25 protein-coding genes and 2 other annotated features are annotated in these 26,479 nt (G+C 36.6%); all 25 genes read left to right on the plus strand.

Annotated elements, in window-relative coordinates; translation table 11 throughout:
- The first annotated feature begins 67 nt into the window (after positions 1-67).
- The 25 genes from spoVID to ACZDYH_RS01240 all read left to right on the plus strand — a co-directional run bounded on the left by spoVID (position 68) and on the right by ACZDYH_RS01240 (position 26,396).
- Entirely contained in the window at positions 68-1,078 is a 1,011-nt protein-coding gene (gene spoVID / locus ACZDYH_RS01120) for a stage VI sporulation protein D (protein WP_002024850.1), read from the plus strand.
- Between the two features lie 66 nt (positions 1,079-1,144).
- A complete protein-coding gene (gene ysxE / locus ACZDYH_RS01125; RefSeq protein WP_000350658.1) occupies positions 1,145-2,170 on the plus strand; it encodes a spore coat protein YsxE in 1,026 nt (341 codons plus the stop codon).
- A 250-nt stretch (positions 2,171-2,420) separates the two neighbouring features.
- Positions 2,421-2,652: a binding site (T-box leader), on the plus strand.
- Positions 2,653-2,689: 37 nt separating this feature from the next.
- Positions 2,690-5,335 (plus strand): valine--tRNA ligase, encoded by a 2,646-nt coding sequence (locus tag ACZDYH_RS01130; RefSeq protein WP_000072252.1) that lies wholly within the window; start codon positions 2,690-2,692, stop codon positions 5,333-5,335.
- Between the two features lie 93 nt (positions 5,336-5,428).
- Positions 5,429-6,730 (plus strand): bifunctional folylpolyglutamate synthase/dihydrofolate synthase, encoded by a 1,302-nt coding sequence (locus tag ACZDYH_RS01135; RefSeq protein ID WP_070179515.1) that lies wholly within the window; start codon positions 5,429-5,431, stop codon positions 6,728-6,730.
- 165 nt (positions 6,731-6,895) lie between these two features.
- On the plus strand, positions 6,896-7,846 hold the full coding sequence (locus tag ACZDYH_RS01140) for a stage II sporulation protein B (protein ID WP_070179514.1): 951 nt from the start codon (positions 6,896-6,898) through the stop codon (positions 7,844-7,846).
- Between the two features lie 232 nt (positions 7,847-8,078).
- A complete protein-coding gene (locus tag ACZDYH_RS01145; RefSeq protein ID WP_001226292.1) occupies positions 8,079-8,654 on the plus strand; it encodes a Maf family protein in 576 nt (191 codons plus the stop codon).
- 46 nt (positions 8,655-8,700) lie between these two features.
- The gene (radC, locus tag ACZDYH_RS01150) at positions 8,701-9,378 is read left to right on the plus strand and encodes a RadC family protein (RefSeq protein ID WP_001013390.1); all 678 of its coding nucleotides are present in this window, start codon (positions 8,701-8,703) and stop codon (positions 9,376-9,378) included.
- A 157-nt stretch (positions 9,379-9,535) separates the two neighbouring features.
- Positions 9,536-10,555 carry a cell shape-determining protein MreB gene (gene mreB / locus ACZDYH_RS01155; protein WP_000466736.1) on the plus strand — a complete coding sequence of 340 codons (1,020 nt, stop codon included), beginning with the start codon at positions 9,536-9,538 and terminating at the stop codon, positions 10,553-10,555.
- Positions 10,556-10,596: 41 nt separating this feature from the next.
- Positions 10,597-11,448, plus strand: a complete 852-nt coding sequence (gene mreC, locus ACZDYH_RS01160) for a rod shape-determining protein MreC (protein WP_001135488.1) — start codon at positions 10,597-10,599, stop codon at positions 11,446-11,448.
- A gap of 14 nt (positions 11,449-11,462) precedes the next feature.
- On the plus strand, positions 11,463-12,008 hold the full coding sequence (gene mreD, locus ACZDYH_RS01165) for a rod shape-determining protein MreD (protein WP_000975766.1): 546 nt from the start codon (positions 11,463-11,465) through the stop codon (positions 12,006-12,008).
- A 35-nt stretch (positions 12,009-12,043) separates the two neighbouring features.
- Positions 12,044-12,730, plus strand: coding sequence for a septum site-determining protein MinC (minC, locus tag ACZDYH_RS01170; protein ID WP_000391521.1), 687 nt, complete (start codon positions 12,044-12,046; stop codon positions 12,728-12,730).
- 2 nt (positions 12,731-12,732) lie between these two features.
- The gene (gene minD / locus ACZDYH_RS01175; RefSeq protein ID WP_000503309.1) at positions 12,733-13,530 is read left to right on the plus strand and encodes a septum site-determining protein MinD; all 798 of its coding nucleotides are present in this window, start codon (positions 12,733-12,735) and stop codon (positions 13,528-13,530) included.
- Between the two features lie 134 nt (positions 13,531-13,664).
- Positions 13,665-14,411 (plus strand): stage IV sporulation protein SpoIVFA, encoded by a 747-nt coding sequence (spoIVFA, locus tag ACZDYH_RS01180; protein ID WP_000797471.1) that lies wholly within the window; start codon positions 13,665-13,667, stop codon positions 14,409-14,411.
- The gene (spoIVFB, locus tag ACZDYH_RS01185; RefSeq protein WP_098943406.1) at positions 14,404-15,264 is read left to right on the plus strand and encodes a stage IV sporulation intramembrane metalloprotease SpoIVFB; all 861 of its coding nucleotides are present in this window, start codon (positions 14,404-14,406) and stop codon (positions 15,262-15,264) included. The genes spoIVFA and spoIVFB overlap by 8 nt, the downstream gene beginning before the upstream one ends.
- A 67-nt stretch (positions 15,265-15,331) precedes the next feature.
- Positions 15,332-16,720, plus strand: a complete 1,389-nt coding sequence (locus ACZDYH_RS01190) for an Rne/Rng family ribonuclease (RefSeq protein ID WP_166694764.1) — start codon at positions 15,332-15,334, stop codon at positions 16,718-16,720.
- A gap of 77 nt (positions 16,721-16,797) precedes the next feature.
- Positions 16,798-16,875, plus strand: a sequence feature (ribosomal protein L21 leader region).
- Between the two features lie 14 nt (positions 16,876-16,889).
- Entirely contained in the window at positions 16,890-17,198 is a 309-nt protein-coding gene (gene rplU / locus ACZDYH_RS01195) for a 50S ribosomal protein L21 (protein WP_000270907.1), read from the plus strand.
- An 11-nt stretch (positions 17,199-17,209) separates the two neighbouring features.
- On the plus strand, positions 17,210-17,554 hold the full coding sequence (locus ACZDYH_RS01200) for a ribosomal-processing cysteine protease Prp (protein WP_001973720.1): 345 nt from the start codon (positions 17,210-17,212) through the stop codon (positions 17,552-17,554).
- 3 nt (positions 17,555-17,557) lie between these two features.
- Entirely contained in the window at positions 17,558-17,848 is a 291-nt protein-coding gene (gene rpmA / locus ACZDYH_RS01205; RefSeq protein ID WP_000944957.1) for a 50S ribosomal protein L27, read from the plus strand.
- A 63-nt stretch (positions 17,849-17,911) separates the two neighbouring features.
- Positions 17,912-18,460 carry a sporulation initiation phosphotransferase B gene (locus ACZDYH_RS01210; protein WP_001003587.1) on the plus strand — a complete coding sequence of 183 codons (549 nt, stop codon included), beginning with the start codon at positions 17,912-17,914 and terminating at the stop codon, positions 18,458-18,460.
- On the plus strand, positions 18,460-19,746 hold the full coding sequence (obgE, locus tag ACZDYH_RS01215) for a GTPase ObgE (protein WP_000497127.1): 1,287 nt from the start codon (positions 18,460-18,462) through the stop codon (positions 19,744-19,746). Before ACZDYH_RS01210 ends, obgE begins: the two co-directional genes overlap by 1 nt.
- 140 nt (positions 19,747-19,886) lie before the next feature.
- Entirely contained in the window at positions 19,887-20,594 is a 708-nt protein-coding gene (locus tag ACZDYH_RS01220; protein ID WP_002082113.1) for a response regulator transcription factor, read from the plus strand.
- Positions 20,584-21,666, plus strand: a complete 1,083-nt coding sequence (locus tag ACZDYH_RS01225; protein WP_166694763.1) for a HAMP domain-containing histidine kinase — start codon at positions 20,584-20,586, stop codon at positions 21,664-21,666. The genes ACZDYH_RS01220 and ACZDYH_RS01225 overlap by 11 nt, the downstream gene beginning before the upstream one ends.
- 93 nt (positions 21,667-21,759) lie before the next feature.
- Positions 21,760-22,536 (plus strand): ABC transporter ATP-binding protein, encoded by a 777-nt coding sequence (locus ACZDYH_RS01230; RefSeq protein WP_000114529.1) that lies wholly within the window; start codon positions 21,760-21,762, stop codon positions 22,534-22,536.
- Positions 22,511-24,433 carry an ABC transporter permease gene (locus ACZDYH_RS01235; RefSeq protein WP_166694762.1) on the plus strand — a complete coding sequence of 641 codons (1,923 nt, stop codon included), beginning with the start codon at positions 22,511-22,513 and terminating at the stop codon, positions 24,431-24,433. Before ACZDYH_RS01230 ends, ACZDYH_RS01235 begins: the two co-directional genes overlap by 26 nt.
- 49 nt (positions 24,434-24,482) lie before the next feature.
- Positions 24,483-26,396, plus strand: coding sequence for an ABC transporter permease (locus tag ACZDYH_RS01240; protein ID WP_088362139.1), 1,914 nt, complete (start codon positions 24,483-24,485; stop codon positions 26,394-26,396).
- Positions 26,397-26,479 lie beyond the last annotated feature (83 nt).

Raw genomic sequence — 26,479 nt, forward strand, 5'->3', positions numbered from 1 at the left:
AATCGCTCTCCATAAGGGGAGCGATTTTTTTTATTCATAAAGTAAGCTTCCCACACATAAATCTGTAATGACATATAGTTTGGGAGGGGGAAAAGAAGTGGCTACAGATCATTCATTACGATTTTCATTAAAAGAATCTGTGTGGTTCCAAAAAGGACAGGAAGTCGAAGAACTTTTGTCAATTTCGTTAGATCCAGACGTTGAGATAGAAGAGCTTGATCATGAAGTAATCGTGAGAGGACAATTAGATTTAACGGGAGAGTATGTTGCACGAAAAGATGATTCCGCGTATTCATTAAGAGAACTATCGCCAGCAAAGTCAATTGATTATGTAGAAACAAGAGAAGATGGGGTTAATGAACTTGTTCATTCCTTTCCACTTGAAATATCAATTCCGAGAAATCGAGTGAAAGTAATTGAAGAGCTATATGTATCAATCGAGGAATTTGATTATGAATTAAAGGAAAATGGTTGCTTACAATTATTAGCGGATATATCTATTACCGGTTTGTGTGATGAAGAGAGAAGCGAGGATGAAGTTGAAGAGGAAGAAACGGTGTATGCTGAGTTAGAAGAAGATTCAGCGCAAGAGGATGAAAATAGACCGGCGCCGCATGTAGAAGAACCAGCATATAAGGAATCAGATGAGTGGGAAGATTACGCATTTGAACCGTTCCAATTAGAGGAAAGAAAAGAGCAGGAATTAGAAGAAGAGAAAATAGAAGAACATGAATTTGTGGAACGTGAAGAGGAGCAAGAAACAACGCCGCAATTTGAACTGTTCGGACGAAAAGATTTCAAGAAAGAAAAAGCGAAAAAGCAGGAAGAACAAGAAGAAGAGTACTCACAGCGAGATGAAAATGCGCTTTATTTAACAAAACTATTTACGAAAGAACCGGAAGAAGAATTTACAAAGTTAAGAATGTATTTCGTGCAAGAAGGGGATACAATTGAATCTATTGCAGACCGTTATGAAACGTCTGTACAAAATTTATACCGTGTCAATCAAACAGAAGATATATTTTTAAATACGGGGCAAATTATTTATATTCCCGTTTCAAGGGTAAAGGCGAAATAAGGAAGTGAGTGTTTTCACTCACTTCCTTTCTTAGAGGCTATGTTTTGAATAGAAAGGGTTATTCGTATGGATATTGAGTTGCGAAATCACTATGAACCTATCGTGAGGCAATATAGATTGGATACGCAGCATATGGAAGAGCACGGAAATGTAATGAAAATTTATACGAATCAAGGTCCATATGCACTCAAGAAAATAGAAGGCAGAAAGTTAGAGCGGAATAACTTTCTGCATCATATTCAATATTTGAAGGAGAAAGGTTTTTCAAATTATGTACCTATATATCATGCGACGGATGGAAGTTATATTTTAAGTGACGGGACGTATAATTATTATTTAATGCCTTGGTTAGAACGTGCAGAAGGAAACGGTGAGGACAATGATCAATACCATAAAATGTTTCAGACACTTGGAACGTTGCATCAAAAAACTGTGAAGGAAGAAACGTATACGGAAGAAGATTTAGAAAAACATTATACAAGTATATCCGATCGTTGGGAAAATGATGGTGAGATGTTAGAAGAGTTTCTCGTAGAATCTGAATCAAAATGGTATATGTCCCCGTTTGAATTGCAATATTGTACGTACTATCATCATGTAATGAGAGCGCGTGAATTTGCAACGAAGCAATTAAATGAGTGGAACGATGCGATGAAAGAAAAAGAGAAAACGCGTATTACTTTTGTGCATGGTAATGTGTCACTGAATCATTTTTTATTTGACTATGAGCGGAATGGCTATTTTATTAGTTTAGAAAAATCGAAGTTTGCAACGCCTGTGCAAGATATAGTAGGTTTTTATTCACGGTCTTTAAACACATATCCAATCGCAAGAAGTGATCGGTTTGAATGGTTTCAAATGTATCAAAAAAATTTCCCTTTTACGAAAGAAGAGCAACTACTTATGTTTGCGTATATGACGTATCCATCACAATTTATTCGGCAAATCCAGTCTTATAAGAAAAGAAGAGATAATCGCAACGAGGAAAATGAACTGCGCGGAGTAAAGAGTTTGCAACAATCGCATTGGCTCGTTAGCAATATAGAATATTTCCTGTCACAATTACAAGCTGCCCAGCAAGGGAACGGATAAAGTAAACATTCCCCGCTGATGATTAGCCTTCACCAATTGGGCGTTTACGGGCAGCAGGGCTCCCATCTAACTTCTTTGCTTCAGCTGAGTTTTGAGGTGGAGGTCTTACTGCCCACAAATAGCGTGGTAAAGAAGATAAGTAGAGGATTCTACTTATCTTCTTTTTGGCACGAAAAGCTGTAGTTTTAAATTTATCTTGACGAATAAGGTTTCGTTTTTTACACTATTGTATATAATAATTAACAATCATATAAATGCCTTGAAGGGGAAGAGTATAACATGAAACGTCTTCAGAGAGGAGAATCATTAGCTGGGAGATTCTCTAGATAGTTATGTTAGAAGGTAGCCCTGGAGCATCTTTTCTGAACAGAATAGTTCTTATTAGGAAAAGACGGATTTGTCCGTTATCAAATTAAGAGTATAAGCAAATTATGAATTTGTTTGTAAATAAAGGTGGTACCGCGATGTCCCTCGTCCTTTTTGGATGAGGGACATTTTTTATTTTAAGGAGGGAAAATAATGTCAAACACGGAAAAGAATTTACCAACTAAATATGATCATATGTCCGTTGAAGAAGGCCTTTATCAATGGTGGCTTGAAGGCAAATATTTTGAAGCAACAGGAGACGAGAAGAAACAACCGTATACAATTGTAATTCCACCTCCGAACGTAACTGGTAAGTTACACTTAGGTCATGCTTGGGATACAACTCTTCAAGATATTTTAACTCGTACGAAGCGTATGCAAGGATACGATGTACTATGGCTTCCAGGAATGGACCATGCTGGTATCGCAACACAAGCGAAAGTAGAAGGAAAACTTCGTGAAGAAGGTATTTCACGTTACGATCTTGGCCGTGAAAAATTCCTTGAAAAAGCTTGGGAGTGGAAAGAAGAGTACGCTTCTCACATTCGTCAACAATGGGGGAAAGTTGGTTTAGGACTAGACTATTCTCGTGAACGTTTCACATTAGACAAAGGTTTATCAGATGCGGTTAATAAAGTATTCGTTCAATTATACGAAAAAGGCTTAATTTACCGTGGTGAATATATCATCAACTGGGATCCAGCTACACGTACAGCTCTTTCTGATATTGAAGTAATTCATAAAGAAGTTCAAGGTGCATTCTACCATATGAACTATCCGTTAACAGATGGTTCTGGTCATATTCGTCTTGCGACAACTCGTCCAGAAACGATGCTTGGTGATACAGCAGTAGCAGTTCATCCAGAAGACGATCGTTACAAACATTTAATCGGAAAAACAGTTACACTTCCAATCGTAGGCCGTGAGATTCCGATTATTGCTGATGAGTACGTAGAAAAAGATTTCGGAACGGGCGTTGTAAAAATTACACCAGCTCATGACCCGAATGACTTTGAAGTAGGTAACCGTCATGACTTACCACGCATTTTAGTAATGAACGAAGATGGAACAATGAACGAAAAAGCTGGTAAGTATAACGGTATGGATCGTTTCGAATGCCGTAAAGAATTAGTAAAAGACTTACAAGAAGCTGGCGTATTAGTAGAAATCGAGCCACATATGCATTCAGTAGGTCATAGTGAGCGTAGCGGTGCAGTTGTTGAGCCTTATTTATCAACACAGTGGTTCGTAAAAATGGCTCCACTTGCTGAAAAAGCAGTAGCGCTTCAACAAAAAGAAGAAGAAAAAGTAACGTTCGTACCAGAGCGTTTTGAAAACACATATTTACGTTGGATGGAAAATATTCATGACTGGTGTATTTCTCGTCAATTATGGTGGGGACACCGTATTCCAGCTTGGTACCATAAAGAAACTGGTGAAGTATACGTAGGTACAGAAGCACCAGTAGATATTGAAAACTGGAATCAAGATAACGATGTACTTGATACATGGTTCAGTTCAGCGTTATGGCCATTCTCAACACTTGGTTGGCCAAATGAAGATTCAGCAGACTTCAAACGTTACTATTCAACAGATGCACTAGTAACGGGTTATGATATCATCTTCTTCTGGGTATCTCGTATGATTTTCCAAGGTTTAGAGTTTACAGGCGAGCGTCCATTTAAAGATGTATTAATTCACGGTTTAGTTCGTGACGAGCAAGGTCGTAAAATGAGTAAATCTCTTGGTAACGGTATTGACCCAATGGATGTTATCGAGAAGTACGGTGCAGATGCAATGCGTTTCTTCTTATCAACAGGAAGTGCACCAGGTCAAGATTTACGTTTCAGCATGGAAAAAGTAGAATCTACTTGGAACTTCATTAATAAAATTTGGAACGCATCACGTTTCGTATTAATGAACATGGATGATATGAAGTATGAAGAAATCGATTTAACTGGTGAAAAATCAGTTGCGGATAAGTGGATCTTAACTCGCTTAAACGAAACAATCGAAAGCGTAACACGTAACATGGATAAATATGAGTTCGGTGAAGCTGGTCGTTCATTATACAACTTCATTTGGGACGATTTCTGTGATTGGTATATTGAAATGGCGAAACTTCCACTATACGGTGAAGATGAAGCAGCTAAGAAAACAACTCGTTCTATTTTAGCTTACGTATTAGATCAAACAATGCGTCTATTACACCCATTCATGCCATTCGTAACAGAGAAAATTTGGCAACATTTACCGCATGAAGGCGAGTCTATTACAGTAGCTGCTTGGCCAACAGTTCGCGAAGATTTACAAGATACGGAGGCTGCGGCAGAAATGCACCTTCTAGTTGATATCATTCGCTCTGTTCGTAACATCCGTGCAGAAGTAAATACGCCAATGAGCAAAAAAGTTCAAATGCAAATTAAAGCAAAAGATGAGGCTGTACTTGCTCAACTTACGAAAAATAGCTCTTACATTGAGCGTTTCTGTAACCCAAGCGAATTAACAATTCAAACAGACTTACAAGCGCCAGAAAAGGCAATGACTGCAATCGTATCAGGTGCAGAGTTATTCTTACCGTTAGCTGATCTTATCAATCTTGATGAAGAGAGAGCTCGTCTTGAGAAAGAACTTGAGAAGTTCGATAAAGAAGTAGAACGTGTACAGAAGAAACTTTCTAACCAAGGTTTCGTAGCGAAAGCTCCTGCAGCGGTTATTGAAGGAGAGCGTGCGAAAGAGCAAGATTACCTAGAAAAACGCGAAGCAGTTCGTCAACGTCTAGCAGATCTTGAAAAGTAAAAATGTTTTTAGAGACTCACTATATTGGTGAGTCTCTTTTCTTTGCGTATAATAGAACTATGAAAGTTGTCTTTTGAAAGGGGAAAAACATACGTGATACATACATACGAAGAAGCGATAGGGTGGATCCATAGCCGATTGAAATTTGGAATTAAGCCAGGATTAGAAAGAATGAGATGGATTTTAGAAGAACTTGGAAATCCAGAGCGTCATATAAAATGTGTTCATCTTGCTGGTACAAATGGAAAAGGTTCAACGTTAACATATATGCGTTACATGTTAGAAGGCGCGAAATATAAGGTAGGAACGTTTACCTCTCCTTACATCGAATCATTTAATGAACGCATTAGTGTGAATGGAACACCAATTGCAGACGAAGAGATTACTGAACTTGTAAAGCTGGTAAAACCAGTCGTGGAAAAACTAGATGAAACGGATTTAGGGGAAGCGACAGAGTTTGAAATTATTACTGTTATGGCGATTTGCTATTTCGGCAAATTCAATTTCTGTGATGTTGTTTTATTTGAAACAGGGCTTGGTGGACGTTTTGATTCTACCAATGTTATACACCCTGTTCTCACGATTATTACGAATATCGGTCACGATCATATGCATATTTTAGGAAATACACTAGGAGAAATTGCATATGAAAAGGCGGGGATTATTAAGTCTGGCGTGCCGGTAATTACTGGTGTACAAGATGAAGAAGCTTTGCAAGTTATTCAAAATGTTGCAAAGGAAAATCATGCAAACTTATACGAGATGGACAACCATTTTACAGCATTACATAAACAGTCTAGTGAAGATGGAGAACAGTTCGATTTCACTTGTCCTTTCGCCTCTTTTGAAGATGTGCGAATCACAATGAAAGGCAGCCACCAAGTAGGGAACGCAGCACTTGCGCTTATGGCAGTCATGTATGTAAAAACATACTTATCATTTTTAATTGAGGAAGAAGAAATAAGAACTGGATTACAGGAAGCGTATTGGGTGGGGCGCTTTGAAAAACTGCAAAGTAATCCAGATATTATTATAGATGGTGCTCATAATCCAGAAGGTATCGAAAGCCTTGTGAAAACAGTAGAAGCGCATTACAAAGATAAAAATGTAATAGTGTTATTTACTGCCCTTGGTGATAAACAATTACATAACATGGTAGGCCAATTAGAAACCATTGCAGATGAAATTATTTTTACAACATTCGCCTTTGATCGTGCTATTTCTGCTGATAAGCTTGCATCATATTCACAGAAAGAATCAAAATTAGTTTTTGAAAATTGGAAAGAGGCAATTGATACAAAAGTTGAAATGATAGCAGAAAATGATGTTTTTATCATAACAGGTTCTCTTTATTTCATTTCTGAAGTACGAAAATATATTTGCGAGAAAAACTAGATAGTCTTTGCTATCTAGTTTTTTTGTTCTACAAATGAAGTCAAATGCATACATATAAGATAAATATATAGGGTTATTTGGCGAATTCCTCTGACAAATATCTCGTTTTTTTATGAAATGAATATGATATGATGCGGACAACGATAAGAGGTGAGGTGTGAGTGTATGGACAAGCAATCACGAACGATCTCAGTGAAAGTGAATGGAACAGAAGCGAAGTATGAGGAAAAAAAGAAAGATGAATTTGAATGGATGGTAGTAGAAAGTGAACGACCGAAAAATGTTGTTCCGTTTCAAAAAGCGAAATCAATGTCTGTGGAAAAATACCGAAAGAAGTGGAGTAATACATTAATTGTAATCGTTGCAACTGCAATCATTATCGGTACGGCGTTTGGAATGGGGATGCTTCATTTACTTACTGGACAAGGAACGACAGGAGGAAGTGAAGTGACAGCTTCAAGGCCGACTGGAAATGGAGAATCAAAGGTGGGTGGAACGGCAGAACAAACACCAGCACCGAAAGAAGAAAAACAAAAAGCACAAGCAGGAACGTCATTGGATCCAATGAAATTATTTTTTGTTCAAGGGGGGCTTTATTCTTCTGAAGAAAAGGGACAGGCAGCTCTTGAAGAATGGAAAGGCAATGGGGGCATTGGTGCTTTAAGACCGAGCGGTGATAAGTATGCAATAGTTGTTGGTATTGCTAGCGATGAACAGTCTATAAATCAATTAATGACTAAGTATAAAAATGATGGTGTCTCCGTTTTAAAAAAGAACTGGGATATAACAGATAAAGCATTGCTGAAAGATGATAAAGAAGTAGGAACATTTTTAACAAAAGTGCAGCCATTATACACTCATTTAGCAAAATATGCTTCTAGCGTACAAGTTGGTGGAAAAAGCAGCGCAAAAGATATAGAAGTAATTGGAAAAGAATGGAAAAAGGTTGAAAAAGAAGGGAAAAGTATGAAACAAGAAGAAGCAAAGAAACTGTATATGTATACGTCGGTAGCTGTACAAACAGTAAAAGATGGGAAGATGGATAAGGAATCTTTGGCGAAATTAAATCAAGTTATTATTGATGGTTTACTCTCGTATGAAAAAATTGTTTCGTAGAAAGTGAAATGATAGGATAATAAAATGAGTAAGAAAGAAGTACATGTACTTCTTTCTTTTCTTTTGAATTTAGAGCAAAGTGCTTTCTCTATGACAGGAATATAATCGTATGCAATAAAGAAGTGTTATTTTAGTTAGAGAAATTAATATTTCTTTCATTTGTGGACAAACTATTCCTTTGATACGATTAATATAAATTGTTCTGCTTCATGTGAGAAAGGAAGGAGAAAATATGAGAAAAATAATTTTAGCTTCAGGGTCACCTCGGAGGAAGGAATTGCTTGAGTTAGCTAGTGTGCCATTTGAAATCGTTGTAAGTGAAGTAGAGGAAACAATTGGTGCATATTCATCGCCTTCTGATATTGTAATGTCGCTTGCCTTGCAAAAAGCATCAGCGGTGGCAGAAAATAATAGTGATCACATTGTGTTAGGTGCAGATACAATTGTTACATATGAGTCGCGTATTCTTGGTAAGCCTTCTAATGAGGATGAGGCGAAAGAGATGTTGCAATTACTATCAGGGAAAACACATGAAGTGTATACAGGTGTTGCAATTATAGCAAAAGAAAAAACGGTTACTTTTTATGAGCGTACAGAAGTTACATTTTGGGAGTTAACAGGAGAGGAAATTGATACATACGTCGCGTCGAAAGAACCTCTTGATAAAGCCGGTAGTTATGGGATTCAAGGTAAAGGATCTATTTTCGTTCAAAATATTCAAGGGGACTACTATAGTGTAGTTGGCTTACCAATTGCACGTCTCGTTCGGGAATTAAAACAATTTGATATTGATGTAACCCATGCGTAAAATTGCATGGGGTTTTCTTTGAGAGAACAAATAAAGGGGTGGAGAGATGAACGGTATTCGTGATGTTGTAAGAGAAGAACAGCCACGGGAGCGTTTATTGTTAGAAGGTGCTGGAAGTTTATCAAATCGAGAGCTTCTCGCAGTGTTACTCAGAACAGGTTCTAAAGAAGAAACAGTTTTAAAGTTGTCAGATAAAATTTTACATCAATTTGATGGCTTACGTATGTTGAAAGATGCAACATTAGAAGAGCTAATTAGTATACATGGTATTGGGATTTCAAAGGCATCGCAACTTATGGCAGCCTTTGAACTAGGCAGAAGAATGGTACGTTTAGAATATCAAAATAGATATAGTATTCGAAGTCCAGAAGATTGTGCGAAATACATGATGGAAGAAATGCGTTTTTTACAACAAGAGCATTTTGTTTGTTTATATTTAAATACAAAAAATCAAGTTATACATAGGCAAACGATCTTTATTGGAAGTTTAAACACGTCAATTGTACACCCGAGGGAAGTTTTTAAAGAAGCCTTCCGTCGTGCAGCAGCCTCTATCATATGTCTTCATAACCATCCCTCAGGAGATCCCACGCCGAGCCGTGAAGATATTGCAGTAACAAAACGCTTAGTAGAATGCGGCCAGATTATCGGAATTGAAGTGCTTGATCATATTATAATAGGTGACCATAAATTCGTGAGTTTAAAGGAAAAAGGTCATATTTAAGACTATGCTTTTTACTTATTTTGTTTTATAATGTGATTTATGAGTTTTTTGTAGAAATTTATCTACAAAAAGGATAAAGATATAAAAAACGTACTGTTTTTATAATATAAAGTAAGAAAAAATGAGTCCGTGAAAACAAGAAAGGAAGATAAATAATATGTTTGGATTTGGTGGATTTACTCGCGATCTTGGAATAGACTTAGGAACTGCGAACACGCTTGTATATGTAAAAGGAAAAGGTGTAGTTTTACGTGAACCTTCAGTAGTTGCGTTACAAACTGATACGAAACAAATCGTTGCTGTAGGTAGCGATGCAAAACAAATGATTGGTCGTACACCAGGGAACGTTGTGGCACTTCGCCCGATGAAAGACGGTGTAATTGCTGATTATGAAACAACTGCAACAATGATGAAATATTACATTCAACAAGCTCAAAAATCAAACGGTTTCTTCTCACGTAAGCCGTATGTAATGGTATGTGTACCATCTGGTATTACAGCTGTAGAAAGACGTGCAGTAATCGATGCGACTCGTCAAGCGGGTGCTCGTGATGCTTATCCTATCGAAGAGCCATTTGCAGCAGCAATTGGTGCAAACTTACCTGTTTGGGAACCAACTGGTAGTATGGTTGTTGATATCGGTGGCGGTACAACAGAAGTTGCAATTATTTCTCTAGGTGGTATTGTAACAAGCCAGTCAGTCCGTGTTGCTGGTGATGATATGGACGATTCAATCATTCAGTACATTAAGAAAAGCTATAACTTAATGATCGGTGAAAGAACAGCTGAAGCATTAAAATTAGAAATTGGTTCTGCAGGCGAGCCAGAAGGTATCGAGCCTATGGAAATTCGCGGTCGTGATTTAGTAAGTGGTTTACCAAAAACAGTACTAATTCAGCCAGAAGAAATTGCAGATGCATTAAAAGATACAGTAGATGCGATTGTAGAATCAGTTAAAAATACGTTAGAAAAAACTCCACCTGAATTAGCGGCTGATATTATGGACCGCGGTATCGTATTAACAGGTGGCGGGGCATTACTACGTAATTTAGATAAAGTAATTAGTGAAGAAACGAAAATGCCAGTTCTTGTTGCAGAAGATCCATTAGATTGCGTAGCAATTGGAACAGGTAAAGCATTAGACAATATCGATCTTTTCAAAACTGCTGCTCGATAATATTGCAAAATAAAAATCAGTGAAATTAAGAGGGTGTGAACGTGCCACAGTTTTTCTTAAACAAAAGATTAATTGTTTTGTTGGTTAGTATTATTCTTCTCGTGGCATTGATTGGAATCTCATTGAAAGAACGGAACAGTTTAACATGGCCAGAGCAGTTTGTTAAAGATACTGTCGGTGTTGTAGAACGTGTATTCCAAAAGCCAGCGAAATACGTAGCTGGATTCTTCGAAAATGTAGAGGATGTAAAGCGCACGTATGAAGAGAATAAAGAATTAAAAGCAAAATTAGATAATTATGCAGGTCTATCAGGGAAAGTAAAACAATTAGAAGATGATAACAAGAAGTTACAAGAGCTAACTGGTAAAAAAGAGTTAAATAGCGGGTATACTGAAATTCCAGCTACTGTTGTTTCTCGTAATCCAGATAAATGGTACGATTTAATTGGAATTGATAAAGGGGCACAGCAAGGAATTAAAAAAGATATGGCTGTAGTAACTTCACAAGGGTTAGTTGGAAGAGTGAAAAGTGTATCTCAGTTTACATCATCAGTAGAATTACTAAGTTCTATGAGCCGAACAAATCGCGTTTCTGCTATTGTACAAGGGCAAGAGAAAATCTTTGGATTGATTGAAGGTTATGACAAAGAAAAGCAATTACTTCTTTTCACAAAGATTGGCTCTGATGCACCGGTAGAGAAAGATCAACTAGTTGTAACATCTGGACTGGGTGATATTTTCCCGAAAGGTCTTGTAATTGGAAAAATCGTTGAAGTTCAGCCGGATGCATATGGCTTAACAAAAACAGCTTATGTAAAACCTGCCGCTGATTTAAATGACGTAGAGCATATTACGGTTGCTAAACGTGCAACACCTTCAGCGCCATTAGAATAGGAGGAGAAGAAGAGATGATGAAGATATTAAAAAGAGCAGCTCTTCCTCTTTTGCTCCTTTTTGTGTTTCTATTTGAAAATATGTTTGCTACTGTTGTTCCAACGGATGTATTTTGGAAAGACAGCATAGCAGCACCGCATTTCTTTATAATCGTCTTATGTTTTATTACAGTGTATTATAGTCCGGTCCAAGGGATTTATTACGGACTATTATTTGGCTTCTTATTTGATACCGTATACACAGAACTTGTCGGGATATATATTTTTGCTTATCCGATTTTAGCTTATTTAGTATATAGTGTGATGAAAGTACTACAATTGAATTTATTTATTGTTGTTTCTATCATATTAGCTAGCGTTGTAGCACTAGAGTATTATGTGTATGGATTCTTAACTTTATTAGGACGTACTCATATGCCAGCGTATGTCTTTTTCACAGATCGTCTCCTTTCTACTTTATTGTTAAATGCTATTTTCTTATTGATAGTTTGTTTCCCACTGAGACGATATATAGTGCGTCTTTCAAAAGCGATGGAAGAAAAAGAAAAAAGGATTTTCTAATTTTATGTCGAATTGAATCGGTGGGGTGAACTTTAGTGGAAGAAAAAAAGCAACAAAATGTAACGATAAAAGGGACAAAAGATGGGATAACGCTTCATTTAGATGATTGTTGTTCATTCTCAGAATTATTGATGGAATTAGACGAAAAACTTTCTACACATTACTACGATGGTGATGGGCGCTCTTTAATTGAAGTGCATGTGAAAGTAGGAAATCGTTATTTAACAGAAGTCCAACAAGAAGAGATTCGTACGTTAATTCGTAATAAAAAGAATCTTGTTGTGGATTCAATTGAAAGTGATGTTATCACTAAAGCAGAAGCAATAGCTTGGAAAGAAGAAACAGAAATTGTCCCTATTTCCAAAATTGTTCGCTCTGGACAAGTTTTACATGTAAAAGGAAATTTGTTGTTAATTGGAGATGTTAATCCAGGCGGAACGGTTATCGCTGGGGGGAATATTTTTGTCGTAGGATCATTAAGAGGAATTGCACATGCTGGGTATTATGGGGATTCGGATGCTGTAATCGCTGCATCTGTTATGAACCCGATGCAACTTCGAATTAGTGATGTGGCAATGCGGGCTCCGGAAGAGAAAGAAGACGGAGCGGAGGCGGCAGAATGTGCGTATATTAATGAGAACAATCACATTGTTGTCGATCGCCTGCAACTTCTCACTCATCTTAGACCTAATTTAACAAAGTTAGAAAGGGGAATTGTATAGCTGTGGGAGAGGCAATAGTAATTACATCTGGAAAAGGCGGAGTAGGTAAAACTACTACATCTGCGAACATTGGTACGGCCCTAGCGTTATCTGGAAAGAAAGTGTGCTTAATTGACACAGATATCGGTCTTCGAAATTTAGACGTAGTAATGGGGCTGGAAAATCGTATTGTATTTGATCTTGTTGATGTCGTTGAAGGGCGTTGCCGTTTACCTCAGGCTCTTATTAAAGACAAACGTTTTGATGATCTTTATTTATTACCTGCAGCACAAACGAGTGATAAATCAGCGGTAACACCTGAACAAATGGATGAATTAATACAAGTATTACGTCAAGATTATGATTACATATTAATCGATTGTCCTGCGGGGATTGAGCAGGGATTTAAAAATGCGGTAGCTGGTGCGGATAAAGCAATCGTTGTTACGACTCCAGAAGTATCCTCAATGCGCGATGCGGATCGTATTATTGGGCTTTTAGAAAAAGAGGATATTGAACCACCCAAACTTGTTATTAACCGTGTACGTAGTCATATGCTTCATGAACAGGATATGTTAGATGTTGATGAAATTGTACGTACATTGTCAATCGAGCTTCTTGGTGTTGTCGAAGATGATGATGAAGTTATTCGAGCTACAAATACAGGTGAACCTGTGGCGTTGCAACCAAGCGGAAAAGCAGCGTTGGCTTATCGTAATATTGCAAGACGCTTGTTAGGTGAGAATGTACCATTACAAGCATTTGAACAAGAAAAGGTATCGGTATTTGCAAAGGTGAAAAACTTCTTTGGAATCCGTTAAGAGCACTTCGCACATATGCGAGGTGCTTTCTTTTTTCTTCACACGAATATCTTTCTTTCTTAGCTCATACATATGTACAAACTGTATACAACTGTTTCTAAATGAAATTAGCTTAACGAAAGAAAGGAGACAGTATGAAGAATAGACGCGTAGAAGAAATTAAAAAGCGGATTGCAAAAAGGAAGGCCGAGCAAGAAAGGATGGAGGAAGAGCAGTATTTTAACGGAGGGAATTTTGATAGTGAAGCAGTATTTATTGAAGATGGAGAAAAGGAAATGCATCCCTTATTTCGAAAGGAAGTCTTTTTCTTCAAAGTTTTATTATCAGCAATATTAGTTCTTTCGGTTGCTATTTTATATAAGAATGCTCCTTCTTCATTCAATGGAGCTAAAGCTGTTACAGAAAAAGTGATGAAAGAGGAATTTCAGTTTGCTACTGTAGCGAAATGGTACGAAAAGCAATTTGGAAAACCGCTTGTATTCTATTCGCCGAACGAGAAAAAAGAAGGAAGTATTCAGCAAAAAGATTATGCAATTCCTGCTTCTGGAAAAGTAATGCAAGGGTTTCAAAAAAATGGCCAAGGTGTATTTGTCCAAACAGCTACAAATGCAAAAGTGGAGTCAGTAAATGAAGGGTTAGTTGTTTTTGCAGGCAAGAAAGAGGAACTTGGAAATACAGTTCAAATTCAACATGCAGATGGTACGGAGTCATGGTATGCAAACTTAAACGATATGTCAGTGAAATTATATGATTACGTTTCAAAGAAACAAAAAATTGGAACGGTGAGTAATGATACAAATGATAAAAATGGAAAGTTTTATTTCGCGATAAAAAAGAATGAGAAATTTATTGATCCGATCCAGGTGATATCATTTGATTAAATATAGGGACGTTTTAACGAAAATTTCCGTGCATCCATTATTTTGGGTTATTATTGTCATTGGTATTTTTACTGCGCGTTTTAAAGAGTTATTACTGTTATTTTGTATTGTTCTTATTCATGAACTTGGGCATGCTATTGCAGCAGCACACTATAATTGGCGTATAAAAAGAATTCAGCTTTTGCCGTTTGGTGGCGTGGCCGAGCTTGAGGAACATGGTAATAAGTCATTGAAAGAGGAACTTGTTGTCGTAATTGCAGGGCCGATTCAACATGTTTGGATGATGCTGGTAGGTTATATGTTGTTTGAAGCCGGTTGGTTGAATGCAGATTTATATTATTTCTTTATGTGGAATAATATAATTATTTTAGCGTTTAATTTACTCCCTATTTGGCCGTTAGATGGCGGGAAAGTATTGTTTAATATACTATCATATCGTTTTCCTTATTTACAAGCACATGAAAAGATGATGAAATTGTCATGTGTTTTTTTTGGTGTAATATTAGGATGGCAGTTGCTCTGGAATAGTAACAATATTATGATGTGGGTACTACTCATATTTTTGGCAGTGTCGTTATATCAAGAGTGGAAACAAAGACGGTATGCATTTATGCGTTTTTTATTAGAACGTTATTATGGAAATAAAAGAGGGATTGAAAAGATTGCACCTATTGAAGTGCAATCAGAAGATCATTTATATAAGATATTCACAAAATTTCGTAGAGGATATAAGCATTCTATTATCATCCGTGGAAAATATAAAGAGCATTACACATTGGATGAAAATGAATTGCTCTATGCATATTTTACTGAAAAACGAACAACCTCATCAGTTGAAGAATTAATCGGTTAGTGTTGACGATAGCACTAACCTTTTATTATTGTAAAAGCAAAGAAGATTATAAAGTGAGGAAATAATTTTGAAAACGTTATATGTGAATTACGCTGGTTCGGAAAAGCGCGTTGCAATTGAAGAGAAGAAAAAGATTGTTGAGTTTTTATGGAAACGTAATGAAGAGCAAGAGATTGTTGGGCATATTTATGTTGGACGTATCGTAAGAACAATTGCTGGAATGAACGCAGCTTTTGTAAATATAGGTTTAGAAAAACATGCGTATCTTTCATACGATGATGTACCACCTTCTTATCGTATACATGAAGGGCAAGCGATACTCGTACAGGTTGTGAAAGAGGCAATTGATACGAAAGGGCCTAAATTGACAGCGAATATAGAATTTACCGGGAAATATGTCGTTTATATGCCGTTTGATGAGATGCGAGCTGTTTCTCGGAAAATAAAAAATAATAAAAGAAGACAACAGTTACTTGAAATTGAAGTAGAAGGAACGGGAGGTTACATTTTCCGCTCTGCTTCTGAAAAAGGGGGAATTGAAGAAATACAAGCTGAAATGCAAGGGTTACAACAGTTGTATGAAGAGTTAAAAAGAAAAGAGGATCAAGGAAAGGCGCCGTTATTACTTCATCGACCGGCGACCTTTTTAGATCGTGTATTTCAAGAGAACCCAATTGAAACAATTGAAAAAGTAGTTGTAGATACAAGAAGTATAGTAAAAGAGTTAGAAGACAAAGTTGGAAAAGAAAAAGTATCTTTTTATAATGAAAAGTCTTCGATGTTTAACCATTTTGGAATAGAGCGTGAAATTGAGAAAGCACTCCAAAAAATTGTGTGGCTTCCAAATGGTGCTTATTTAATTGTAGAGCAAATGGAGACGATGACTGTAATTGATGTGAATACGGGCAAGTTTACTGGAAAACAAAATTTACAAGATACAGTACTTCGCACAAATGAGATGGCAGCTGAAGAAATTGCACGCCAATTAAGACTTCGTGATATTGGTGGTATGATATTAATTGATTTTATTAATATGAAAAAAAGAGAAGATAAAGAAAAGGTAAGAGAATGTCTCATAGCTGCTATGCAAGATGACCGAACATATACAAGGGTGCTCGGTTTTACGGAGCTAGGGATTTTGGAGATGACACGAAAACGTAAAAAACATTCTTTACGTGACGTATTACTAGAAGAGTGTGTATCTTGCAAAGCGACGGGTTATGTGATGTCGCATGAAACAATTGCGTATGAGTTAGAGAGAGAACTAATCACATATGGAAATATAGAAGATGAAGCGGTATTAATCGCTGCGCCTAAAGAACTGCAAAAACAATTTTTGCAAAAAGAATTACAAAAAAATATTCCATTTGAAATTTATTTCAAAGATGATATTATCGAAAAGTACGCTATTATCCGTTTTGGAAGTAAAAAAGAAATTGTAGAACGGAAAAAATAGTTAGTAGAAGATTCATTGACAATACTCAATGAATTATGGTAACATCTTTATGTTATAGTTTATAGCACCTAAACGGCTATATGCTACAACCGCACAAGACAGGTTCCCTAAAGGCATTTATGTCTACCTCGTTTTTGGCGAGTCTTAGTAATTAAGAGGAGGTGCAAGTATGTACGCAATTATCGAAACAGGTGGAAAACAAATTAAAGTTGAAGCTGGTCAAGCAATCTACATTGAAAAATTAGATGTTGAAGCTGGTGAAACTGTTACTTTTGACAAAGTTCTTTTCGTTGGTGGCGAAAACGTTAAAGTTGGTAGCCCAGTTGTAGAAGGTGCAACAGTTACTGCGAAAGTTGAAAAACAAGGTCGCGCTAAGAAAATTATCGTTTTCAAATACAAAGCGAAAAAGAACAATCGTAAGAAACAAGGTCATCGTCAACCTTACACTAAGCTAGTTGTTGAAGCTATCAACGCTTAATTCTGGTTAACATGATTAAAATTACGATAAGTCGCACGAAATTAGGAAGTATCCAATCATTTAAAATGACTGGACATGCCGATTATGCGCCACATGGACAAGACCTTGTCTGTGCTGGAACTACAGCGGTTGTGTTTGGTTCTATAAATGCAGTGGAAGAACTTTGTAATGTGCAAGCAACTATTGAACTCGGAAGTGATGGCGGATTCTTAACGTATGAATTGCCTAATGATTTAGACGTTCATGCAGCAGAAAAAGCACAAACCCTTTTAGAAGGATTAGTTGTTTCGCTTAAGACGATCGAACTTGATTACGGAAAGTATATCCGTTTAATAGAAAAAGTGCAGGAGGTGTAACGTATGTTAAGATTAGATCTTCAGTTTTTCGCATCTAAGAAAGGTGTAGGTAGTACAAAGAACGGTCGTGACTCTCAGTCAAAACGTCTTGGTGCTAAACGCGCAGATGGTCAAACGGTTTCAGGTGGTTCAATTCTTTACCGTCAACGCGGTACAAAAATTTATCCAGGTGTTAACGTTGGTCGTGGTGGCGATGACACTTTATACGCGAAAGTTGACGGCGTAGTACGCTTTGAGCGTCTTGGCCGTGACCGCAAACAAGTGAGCGTATATCCTGTTGCTCAAGAAGCATAAGAACTCACGGAAAACTCTAACCTGAGTGCAGGTTAGAGTTTTTCTATATTAAGGGGTATCTAAATGAATGAAAAATGGACAATTATAGATGCATTGCGCCATTCAAGACATGATTGGCTCAATCGTATGCAGATGGTGAAAGGAAACCTTTCACTTGGAAAAGTGGAAGAAATTCATAGTCTCATCGATCGTTTTGTCCAAGAAGCGAGACAAGAATCCAATCTGATGGGGCTATCAATGCCTTTATTTTCAGAGTGGATTTTAACATATAATTGGAAACAGCAGCCGTGCTTATTGGAGTACGAAGTATTAGGGAAATTACATAACTTATCTCACTTGGATGAGACTGTATGTACATGGACGAATCAATTTTTCTCAATGCTTCAGCATAGTTTAGACGTATATGTTGAAAATTATGTTTGTATCACAATTGAATGTGACGCGGAGAATGCTCGTTTCTTTTTTGATTTTCGTGGTAAGCTAACGAGTGTAGAAGAACTACAGAATTGGCTTGCGACCCAAAACAATAAATGGTATTCCATTTCTTATACAGTGCGAGACGAAGAAGTCTCAGTTATATTACAACCAATTGAAAAAAGTGTGGTGAAATAATGTTTGTAGATCAGGTCAAGATATATGTAAAAGGCGGCGACGGTGGTAACGGTATGGTTGCGTATCGTCGTGAGAAGTATGTTCCTAAAGGTGGCCCAGCAGGTGGCGACGGCGGTAAAGGTGCAGATGTTGTTTTCGTAGTTGAGGAAGGCTTACGTACATTAATGGACTTCCGCTACCAACGTCATTTCAAAGCTGATCGCGGTCAGCACGGAATGAGTAAAGGTCAGCACGGACGTAAATCTGAAGATTTACTTGTAAAGGTTCCGCCAGGAACAGTAGTAAAAGATGAAAAAACTGGTCAAATTCTTGCCGATTTAGTAACGCATGGACAAACTGCTGTAATTGCAAAAGGTGGCCGTGGTGGCCGTGGTAACTCACGTTTCGCAACAGCTACGAACCCAGCGCCAGAAATCGCTGAGAACGGGGAACCAGGTCAAGAGCGTGATGTCATTCTAGAACTTAAAGTACTAGCAGACGTTGGACTTGTTGGATTCCCAAGTGTAGGTAAATCTACATTATTATCTGTTGTATCATCAGCGCGTCCGAAAATTGCAGAGTATCACTTCACAACAATCGTTCCGAATCTTGGTGTTGTTGAAACTGGTGATAACCGCAGCTTCGTTATGGCTGACCTTCCAGGACTAATTGAAGGCGCACATGCTGGCGTTGGACTTGGACACCAATTCTTACGTCATATTGAGCGTACACGTGTAATCGTGCATGTTATTGATATGTCTGGTTTAGAAGGCCGTGATCCATATGAAGATTACGTAACGATTAATAATGAATTGAAAGAATACAATCTTCGCTTAACTGAGCGTCCACAAGTTGTTGTTGCAAACAAAATGGATATGCCAGATGCAGAAGAAAACTTACAAGCATTTAAAGAGAAAGTGGGAGACGAAGTAAAAATCTTCCCAATCTCAGCTGTAACAAGACAAGGTGTTCGTGACTTACTGTTTGAAGTAGCAAACTTAATAGAAACAACACCAGAATTCCCAATACATGAAGTTGCGGATGAGTCTGATACAAGTGTAATGTACAAATTTGATACTGAAGGTGTTAAATTTGAAATTACACGTGAAAGTGATGGCACGTTTGTTATCTCTGGTTACGATATAGAGAAAACATTCAAGATGACAGACTTCTCACGTGATGAATCTATACGTCGTTTCGCTCGTCAAATGCGCGGAATGGGTATTGATGAAGCGCTTCGTGCACGTGGTGCAAAAGACGGAGATATTGTAAAAATTCTTGAATATGAATTTGAATTTATCGATTAAGACTGCCGAAATACGGCAGTCTTTTTTTATATCGTAAAAATCGGATTTATATAGGAAAAAATCCCCACTAATTAAATTTTCAATTTATAATGGAAAAAGGAGTAAATGTAGAAGAATTCTTTTATGGGGAGAAAAAGAACATGTATAAAATATTAATTGTAGAAGACGATGAGAAAATTGCGGGAATATTAGAGGAGCATTTAGAAAGGTATGGCTATCAATCATTTAGAGCAAGTGATTTACGTCATATAAAAGATGAGTTTGTAAAAATAAATCCTCATCTTGTGTTACTTGATATTAATTTACCGTACTTTGATGGTTTTTATTGGTGTCGTCAAATTCGTACTGTATCGAATGCGCCGATTATTTTTGTTTCTGCAAGAACAGGGGAAATGGATCAAGTAATGGCGATTGAAAATGGCGGCGATGATTATATTACGAAGCCATTCCATTTAGATATCGTAATGGCAAAGGTGAAGAGTGCGCTTCGCCGTGGCTATGGAGAGTATGCCTCTGCTGCTGAGAGTGATTGTTTAGGTGTAAATGGACTGTTGTTATTCCCGTCCCAGCATATCGTTGAGTGGCAGGGACAACAAACTGAACTGACAAAAAATGAGTTTTACTTATTAGAGTGTTTAATGAAACAGGTGAATCAATATGTAACGCGTGAAGAACTGTTAGAAGCTCTATGGGATGAAGTAGCATTTGTGGATGATAATACATTAACCGTAAATGTAAAACGTGTAAGGAAGAAACTAGAAGAGCTAGGCATTAAAAATGCAATTGTAACGAAACGTGGATATGGTTATGCGCTTCTTACAGAGTGGGGCGAAGGGCATGAAGGTTAAAAATTACCTCATGGACCGCTTTTCTTTAATACTTTCTTATATTGTTAGCCTTTGTTTATTTGGGCTTGTTTTGCAGTTGCAAAGTCTTTTAGAAAAGAAATCCATTGATTGGAGTACGTGGTTATATGGACTTTTATTAGGAACAGTTGTGTTTACTGTATACCTCATTTACGATTACCGAAAACGGAGTGTGTTTTTAAAGAGGATCGAAAAGTATGTTACTGTTGGAAATACATTACATGACTCTTTACTTATTGATGAATCTTATACATCAGAGCAAGAAATGGTCGTTGAATCTTTTACGTTATTAAGACAGCAATATATGAATGAAGTTCATAAACAGCATGCGAAAGAGCAACAGCAAATGATATTTATGAACCAATGGATTCACCAAATGAAAACACCAGTATCTGTTATTGAATTATTGCTGCAAAAGTTTGGCAAAGAGCATCGTGAGGCAAGAGCAACAGTTGAAAGTATTCGTGAAGAAAATAACCGTATACTAAATGGTTTAGATTTAGCGTTACATATGGCAAGACTAGAGCAGTTTGCGAAAGATTATAAGGTAGAAGTAGTAAATGTTATAGATGTCGTGCGAGGTATTATTAATGAAAATCGGAAATCCTTCATTCAATCGTCTGTATTTCCGAAAGTGATGTTTGAAGAAGATACTTGTATGGTTGCCTCTGATAGAAAATGGCTAAGTATTGCTATAGGTCAAATTGTTGTAAACGCAATTAAGTATACAAAAATTTCAGCGGCAGAGAAAAAAGAAATTCAATTTCAAATTGAAGAGAAAGACCAAAAGGTGTTATTACATATTAAGGACAATGGAATCGGTATTCCAGAGCAAGATGTAAAGCGCATATTTGATCCATTCTTTACGGGGGTAAATGGCCGTAAAACGAGAGAAGCGACTGGAATGGGTTTATATATTACGAAGGAAATTTGCGATAATTTACATCATGGAATGTATGTCCAATCGGCTGAAGGAGAAGGGACAACATTCACGTTCCAATTTGCAAAAGATGAAGAATATCATACATTGATGAGAAAAATGACAAAACTGTAAGATAACAAAACGTTTTGTAAGGGAAATCACTCGTTTCTTTTTCTTATTTTTCTTATAGTAAATGTAAGAAGAAAACACGTAGGGGGATTAGAAATGAGTGTTCTTGAAGTAAAAGGATTAACGAAGGTGTACCAATCAAAAGGTTCAGTAGCGACGACTGCTTTAAATGATATAAATTTTAAAATAGAAGAAGGCGAATTTGTAGGGATTATGGGTCCTTCAGGAAGCGGGAAAACGACGCTTTTAAATTTATTAGCAACAATTGATAAGCAAACTTCAGGTCATGTGCTTGTAAATGGTGAAGAAATTAATCAAATGCGTGCTGCAAAATTAGCGGAGTTTCGCCGTACACATTTAGGGTTCATCTTTCAAGATTTTAATTTACTTGATACGTTATCCATTAAAGAAAATATTATTTTACCACTTGTAATGGCGAAGAAATCTGTAAATGAAATCGATGCGAAAGTACTGGAAATTGCGAAGTTTTTAAACATCGAAGAAATTTTAAATAAAAAAGTATACGAAGTATCTGGGGGACAACAACAACGTGCAGCAGCAGCGAGAGCAATCATTCATGAACCGACGTTAATTTTAGCAGATGAGCCAACTGGAAACTTAGACTCGAAGTCAGCGAAATCGCTAATGGGCGCTCTGCAAGATTTACACGAGCAAAAGAAAGTAACGATTGCAATGGTTACGCACGATCCAGTAGCGGCTAGTTATTGTGAACGTATCCTTTTCATACGCGATGGGGAAATTTTCTCGGAAATACATAAAGGTAGAACGAAACAAGCCTTTTTCCAAGAAATTCTGGACGTACTTGCGATGCTAGGAGGAGAATATCATGAACTTTCGCCAGCTCGCGCTTAATAACGTAAAAGGAAATTGGCGTAACTATAAAGCGTTTCTTATTAGCAGTTGTTTATCGATTGTCGTATTTTTCATGTATGCTTCTTTTATTTATCATCCAGATGTCGTAAGCGGTAATATTAGTATGAGAAAGATGATCACAAAAGGATTAGAATCGATGAATTATATTGTGGTCATCTTCTCGGCACTCTTTATTTTATATGCAAATTCAACGTTTTTACGAGCAAGAAAAAAAGAGTTTGGTCTACTAACATTAATAGGCGGAACGAAATCGCAGCTCGGCCGAATGATTATATTAGAGCAACTGATGTTAGGTAGTATTGCAATTGTAATTGGTGTTGGGATTGGAATGCTTTGTTCAAAATTATTTTTCCAAGCGTTAAGCGTATTATTGAAAATAGATAAGACACTTCCACTTGTTTGGAATAGTAAAGCAGTTCTTATTACAGCTGGCGTATACTTTATCCTATTTTTAATCCTATCATTGTTTAGTGTTTGGACAGTAGGACGCTTGCAAATTATTGATTTATTAAGAGAAGCTAGAAAGCAAGAAGTAGAGCCGTTTGCATTTACATGGTTATGTGTAGTTGGTATAGGATGTATTATTGCTGCATATGTACTTAGCTTCCAAGTAACGTTTCTGAATTTCCTCATCCTCTTTTTACCGGTGGTAGGACTGACAATTGGCGGAACGTATTTATTATTTACACAAGGTAGTACAGTTGTATTAAAAGCATTACAAAAAAGAAAGCAATCTTTCTATACGTATCCAAATATGTTTGTTCTTAGCAATCTTATTTATAAAATGAAAGATAATGCTCGTTTTCTATTTGTAATTTCTATTATTACGGCGGTAGTATCTTCAGCAGTAGGTACACTGTACGTATATTTTGAAAATATGAGTGCGAAAACGGTAGAACTTACACCACATGCTATTTCATATGAGGAAAAGGGGTTAAATACGCATAATCTTATTAATGAAGAAAAGGTACAGGAGCTTGTGAAGAGACACGGGTTTGAAGATGCGCGAAAAGTAACCTACGTTAAACTACCGGCAACACAGAAAATAACGTTGTTTAATAGTGAACATGAAGTACCGATGACGATTATTTCAGAAAAAGAATATAATGCAGAAGTGCGCAAACAAAAGGGAGAGCAACCTACAGAAGTTCATAATGCACCAGGTAGTGCAACGATGGTTATGGTTGATATGTCAAATGAACTGATGAAGATAGATCGTACGAAACCGTATGAATTTACAATTAACGGGCAAAAGCAGTCTGTTCAATTAAATAATCCAACGCAGTATTCTGTTTTTAATGATAGTGAATATCTTATTGTAAATGATCAAGATTTTGAGAAATATGAAAAACTCGTACCAGATGAAGAAAAGACGAAATATTACGGTTATTATATCGAGGATTGGAAAAATACAGAAAATCTTGTATTAGATTTGAAAAATGAAATTGCACCAGAAAAGCAAGGAGAATTGAGAAATTCAGTGTTTGCGTATAAGGATATAAGAGAAGGTGGAGCAATTACAATGTTCATCGGTTTCTTCGTAGCGGTACTGTTCTTCTTCTTCGCTTGTAGTATGACATACTTTAAATGGTTTAACGATAAAGAACAAGATCGTATTCAATTTAAATCGTTAAAGAGAATCGGTATGACAGATAAAGAAATTCGCAAAATTGCGATTCGACAAATGGGAGTTATCTTCTTTATCCCAATTTTAATCGGTTCCATTCATAGTGGAGTTGCTCTTCATACGTTAGGGAAAATGCTTTATATTGATTTATGGAAATCAGGTGCGCTTGTAATTGGAGCATACATTTTAGCTTCTGCCATTTACTTTATGATCGCGCAAAGAGGATATTTAAAACACGTAAAAAGCTAGGGGAACCTCTAGCTTTTTGCCTATGTAGTAAGTTACAGGAGGACGATAGATGAACATTTGGCAACTAGCGCTGCAAAATATAAAAGGGAATTGGCGTAATTATAAAGTGTTTTTCTTAAGTAGTTGTTTTGCAATATTTGCTTCTTACGCATATATGTCTGTCATTGTGCATCCGTATATGCAAGAGACGGTGTGGTATCAAAACGTACGTTGGGGACTTATCATATGTAATGTTATAATCATTTCTTTTTTCGTCATATTTATTTTGTACTCTACTTCTATTTTCATAGAAGCACGTAAGAAAGAATTAGGGTTATATATGTTAATGGGAGCAACGAAATCTAACGTAATAGGAATGATTATGACCGAACAAATTTTAATCGGGGTCTTCGCGAATATTTTCGGTATTGTGCTCGGTATGATATTTTTAAAACTCTTTTTTATGGTATTTAGTATGTTACTGGGGCTTCCGAAAGAACTCTCTGTCATATTTGACGTAAGGGCGATTGGTGTAACATTTATTACATATATGGTTGTTTTTATTTTGTTATCTTTTATAAGTGCTTTACGTATATGGAATATAAAAATCATTCGGTTATTGAAAGAATTTCGAACAGATAAAAAAGAGAAGAAAACATCAAAGTGGCTTTGTTTATTCGGTTTTGCTTGTTTAGTGGGCGGGTATGCGTTGGCGCTACAAGTGACGATGACTACGATAGCAATATACTTTTTCCCTGTGTCTATACTTGTCTTTTTTGGAACGTACTTTTCTTTTACACATGGAGCTACCCAAGTGTTAGAAATGATAAAGCGAAATAAAAAGATTATGTATACATATCCGTATTTATTTATAGTGAATCAATTGTCACATCGAATGAAGGAAAATGGTCGCTTTTTCTTTCTGATGTCTATGGCAACGACGTTTGTAGTTACAGCAACAGGTACGGTGTTCTTATATTTTTCTAGCATGCAAGATATGTGGCGAACTGGAGGGGTACACTCGTTTTCGTACATAGAAAAAGGTATTTCTACTTATGAAGTCTTTGAGGAAGGTGCGGTTGAAAAATTACTGCATCAATATGAGTATGATGATTTTCAATATATGAGTTTTGTTGGAGTTTATGCATCCTTTCAGTCTAATAAGGGAGAAACAACAATAGTACCGCTTATAAAAGAAAGTGAATATAACCAAGAAGCAAGGAAACAAAAACAGAAAACGTATCGTCCTAAAAAAGGTACAGTGACACTCGTTTATTATAATAAATACAATAATTCGAATGTGTATAATCAAAAAGAGATTCAATTGCAAGTAATGAATCAACCATATCAATTCGTATTTAACGGTCAGAAAGAAGGGGTTCAATTTAACCATCACCCTTCGTACATTAATGGTCTGTTCTTCGTTATGAATGATGAAGATTTTGACAGTATAGCAAATCAGGTTCCTGATTCTGAAAAAATGATATATAGAGGCTACACATTATCAAATATAGAAAATACGAAGAAATTAAATGAAGATTTACGGAGACATATAAAACAAGATAATAATAATGCATTTCGAAGCAATATGGAGTTGTATGTAAATATGAAAGAAGGCGGCGATATTACTCTATTTGTAGGCTCATTTATTAGTATATTATTCTTTCTCACTTCATGTAGTATCGTGTATTTTAAATGGTTCCATAATATTGCATCGGACCGAAAGCGGTATGGTGCACTCTCTAAACTTGGAATGACGAAGGAAGAAGTATGGAAAATTTCTCGTTGGCAATTATGTATGCTATTTTTTGCGCCAATTATAGTAGGGAGTATGCATAGTGCAGTTGCATTATATACGTTTCATAATACGCTTTTTATGGATGGATCATTAAGAAAAGTAGGTTTGTTCATTCTGTTTTATATCGCAGCATGTATCATTTATTTCTTCTTCGCTCAAAGAGAGTATAAGAAACATTTAGACTAGCGAATGCTAGTCTTTTTTAAATATTCGAAATTTACATAGAAGAATATAAAAAAGTATGGTATAACAGTAAGAAAACGAAAAAG

The sequence above is a fragment of the Bacillus sp. EB V-12 genome, from assembly GCF_056158125.1.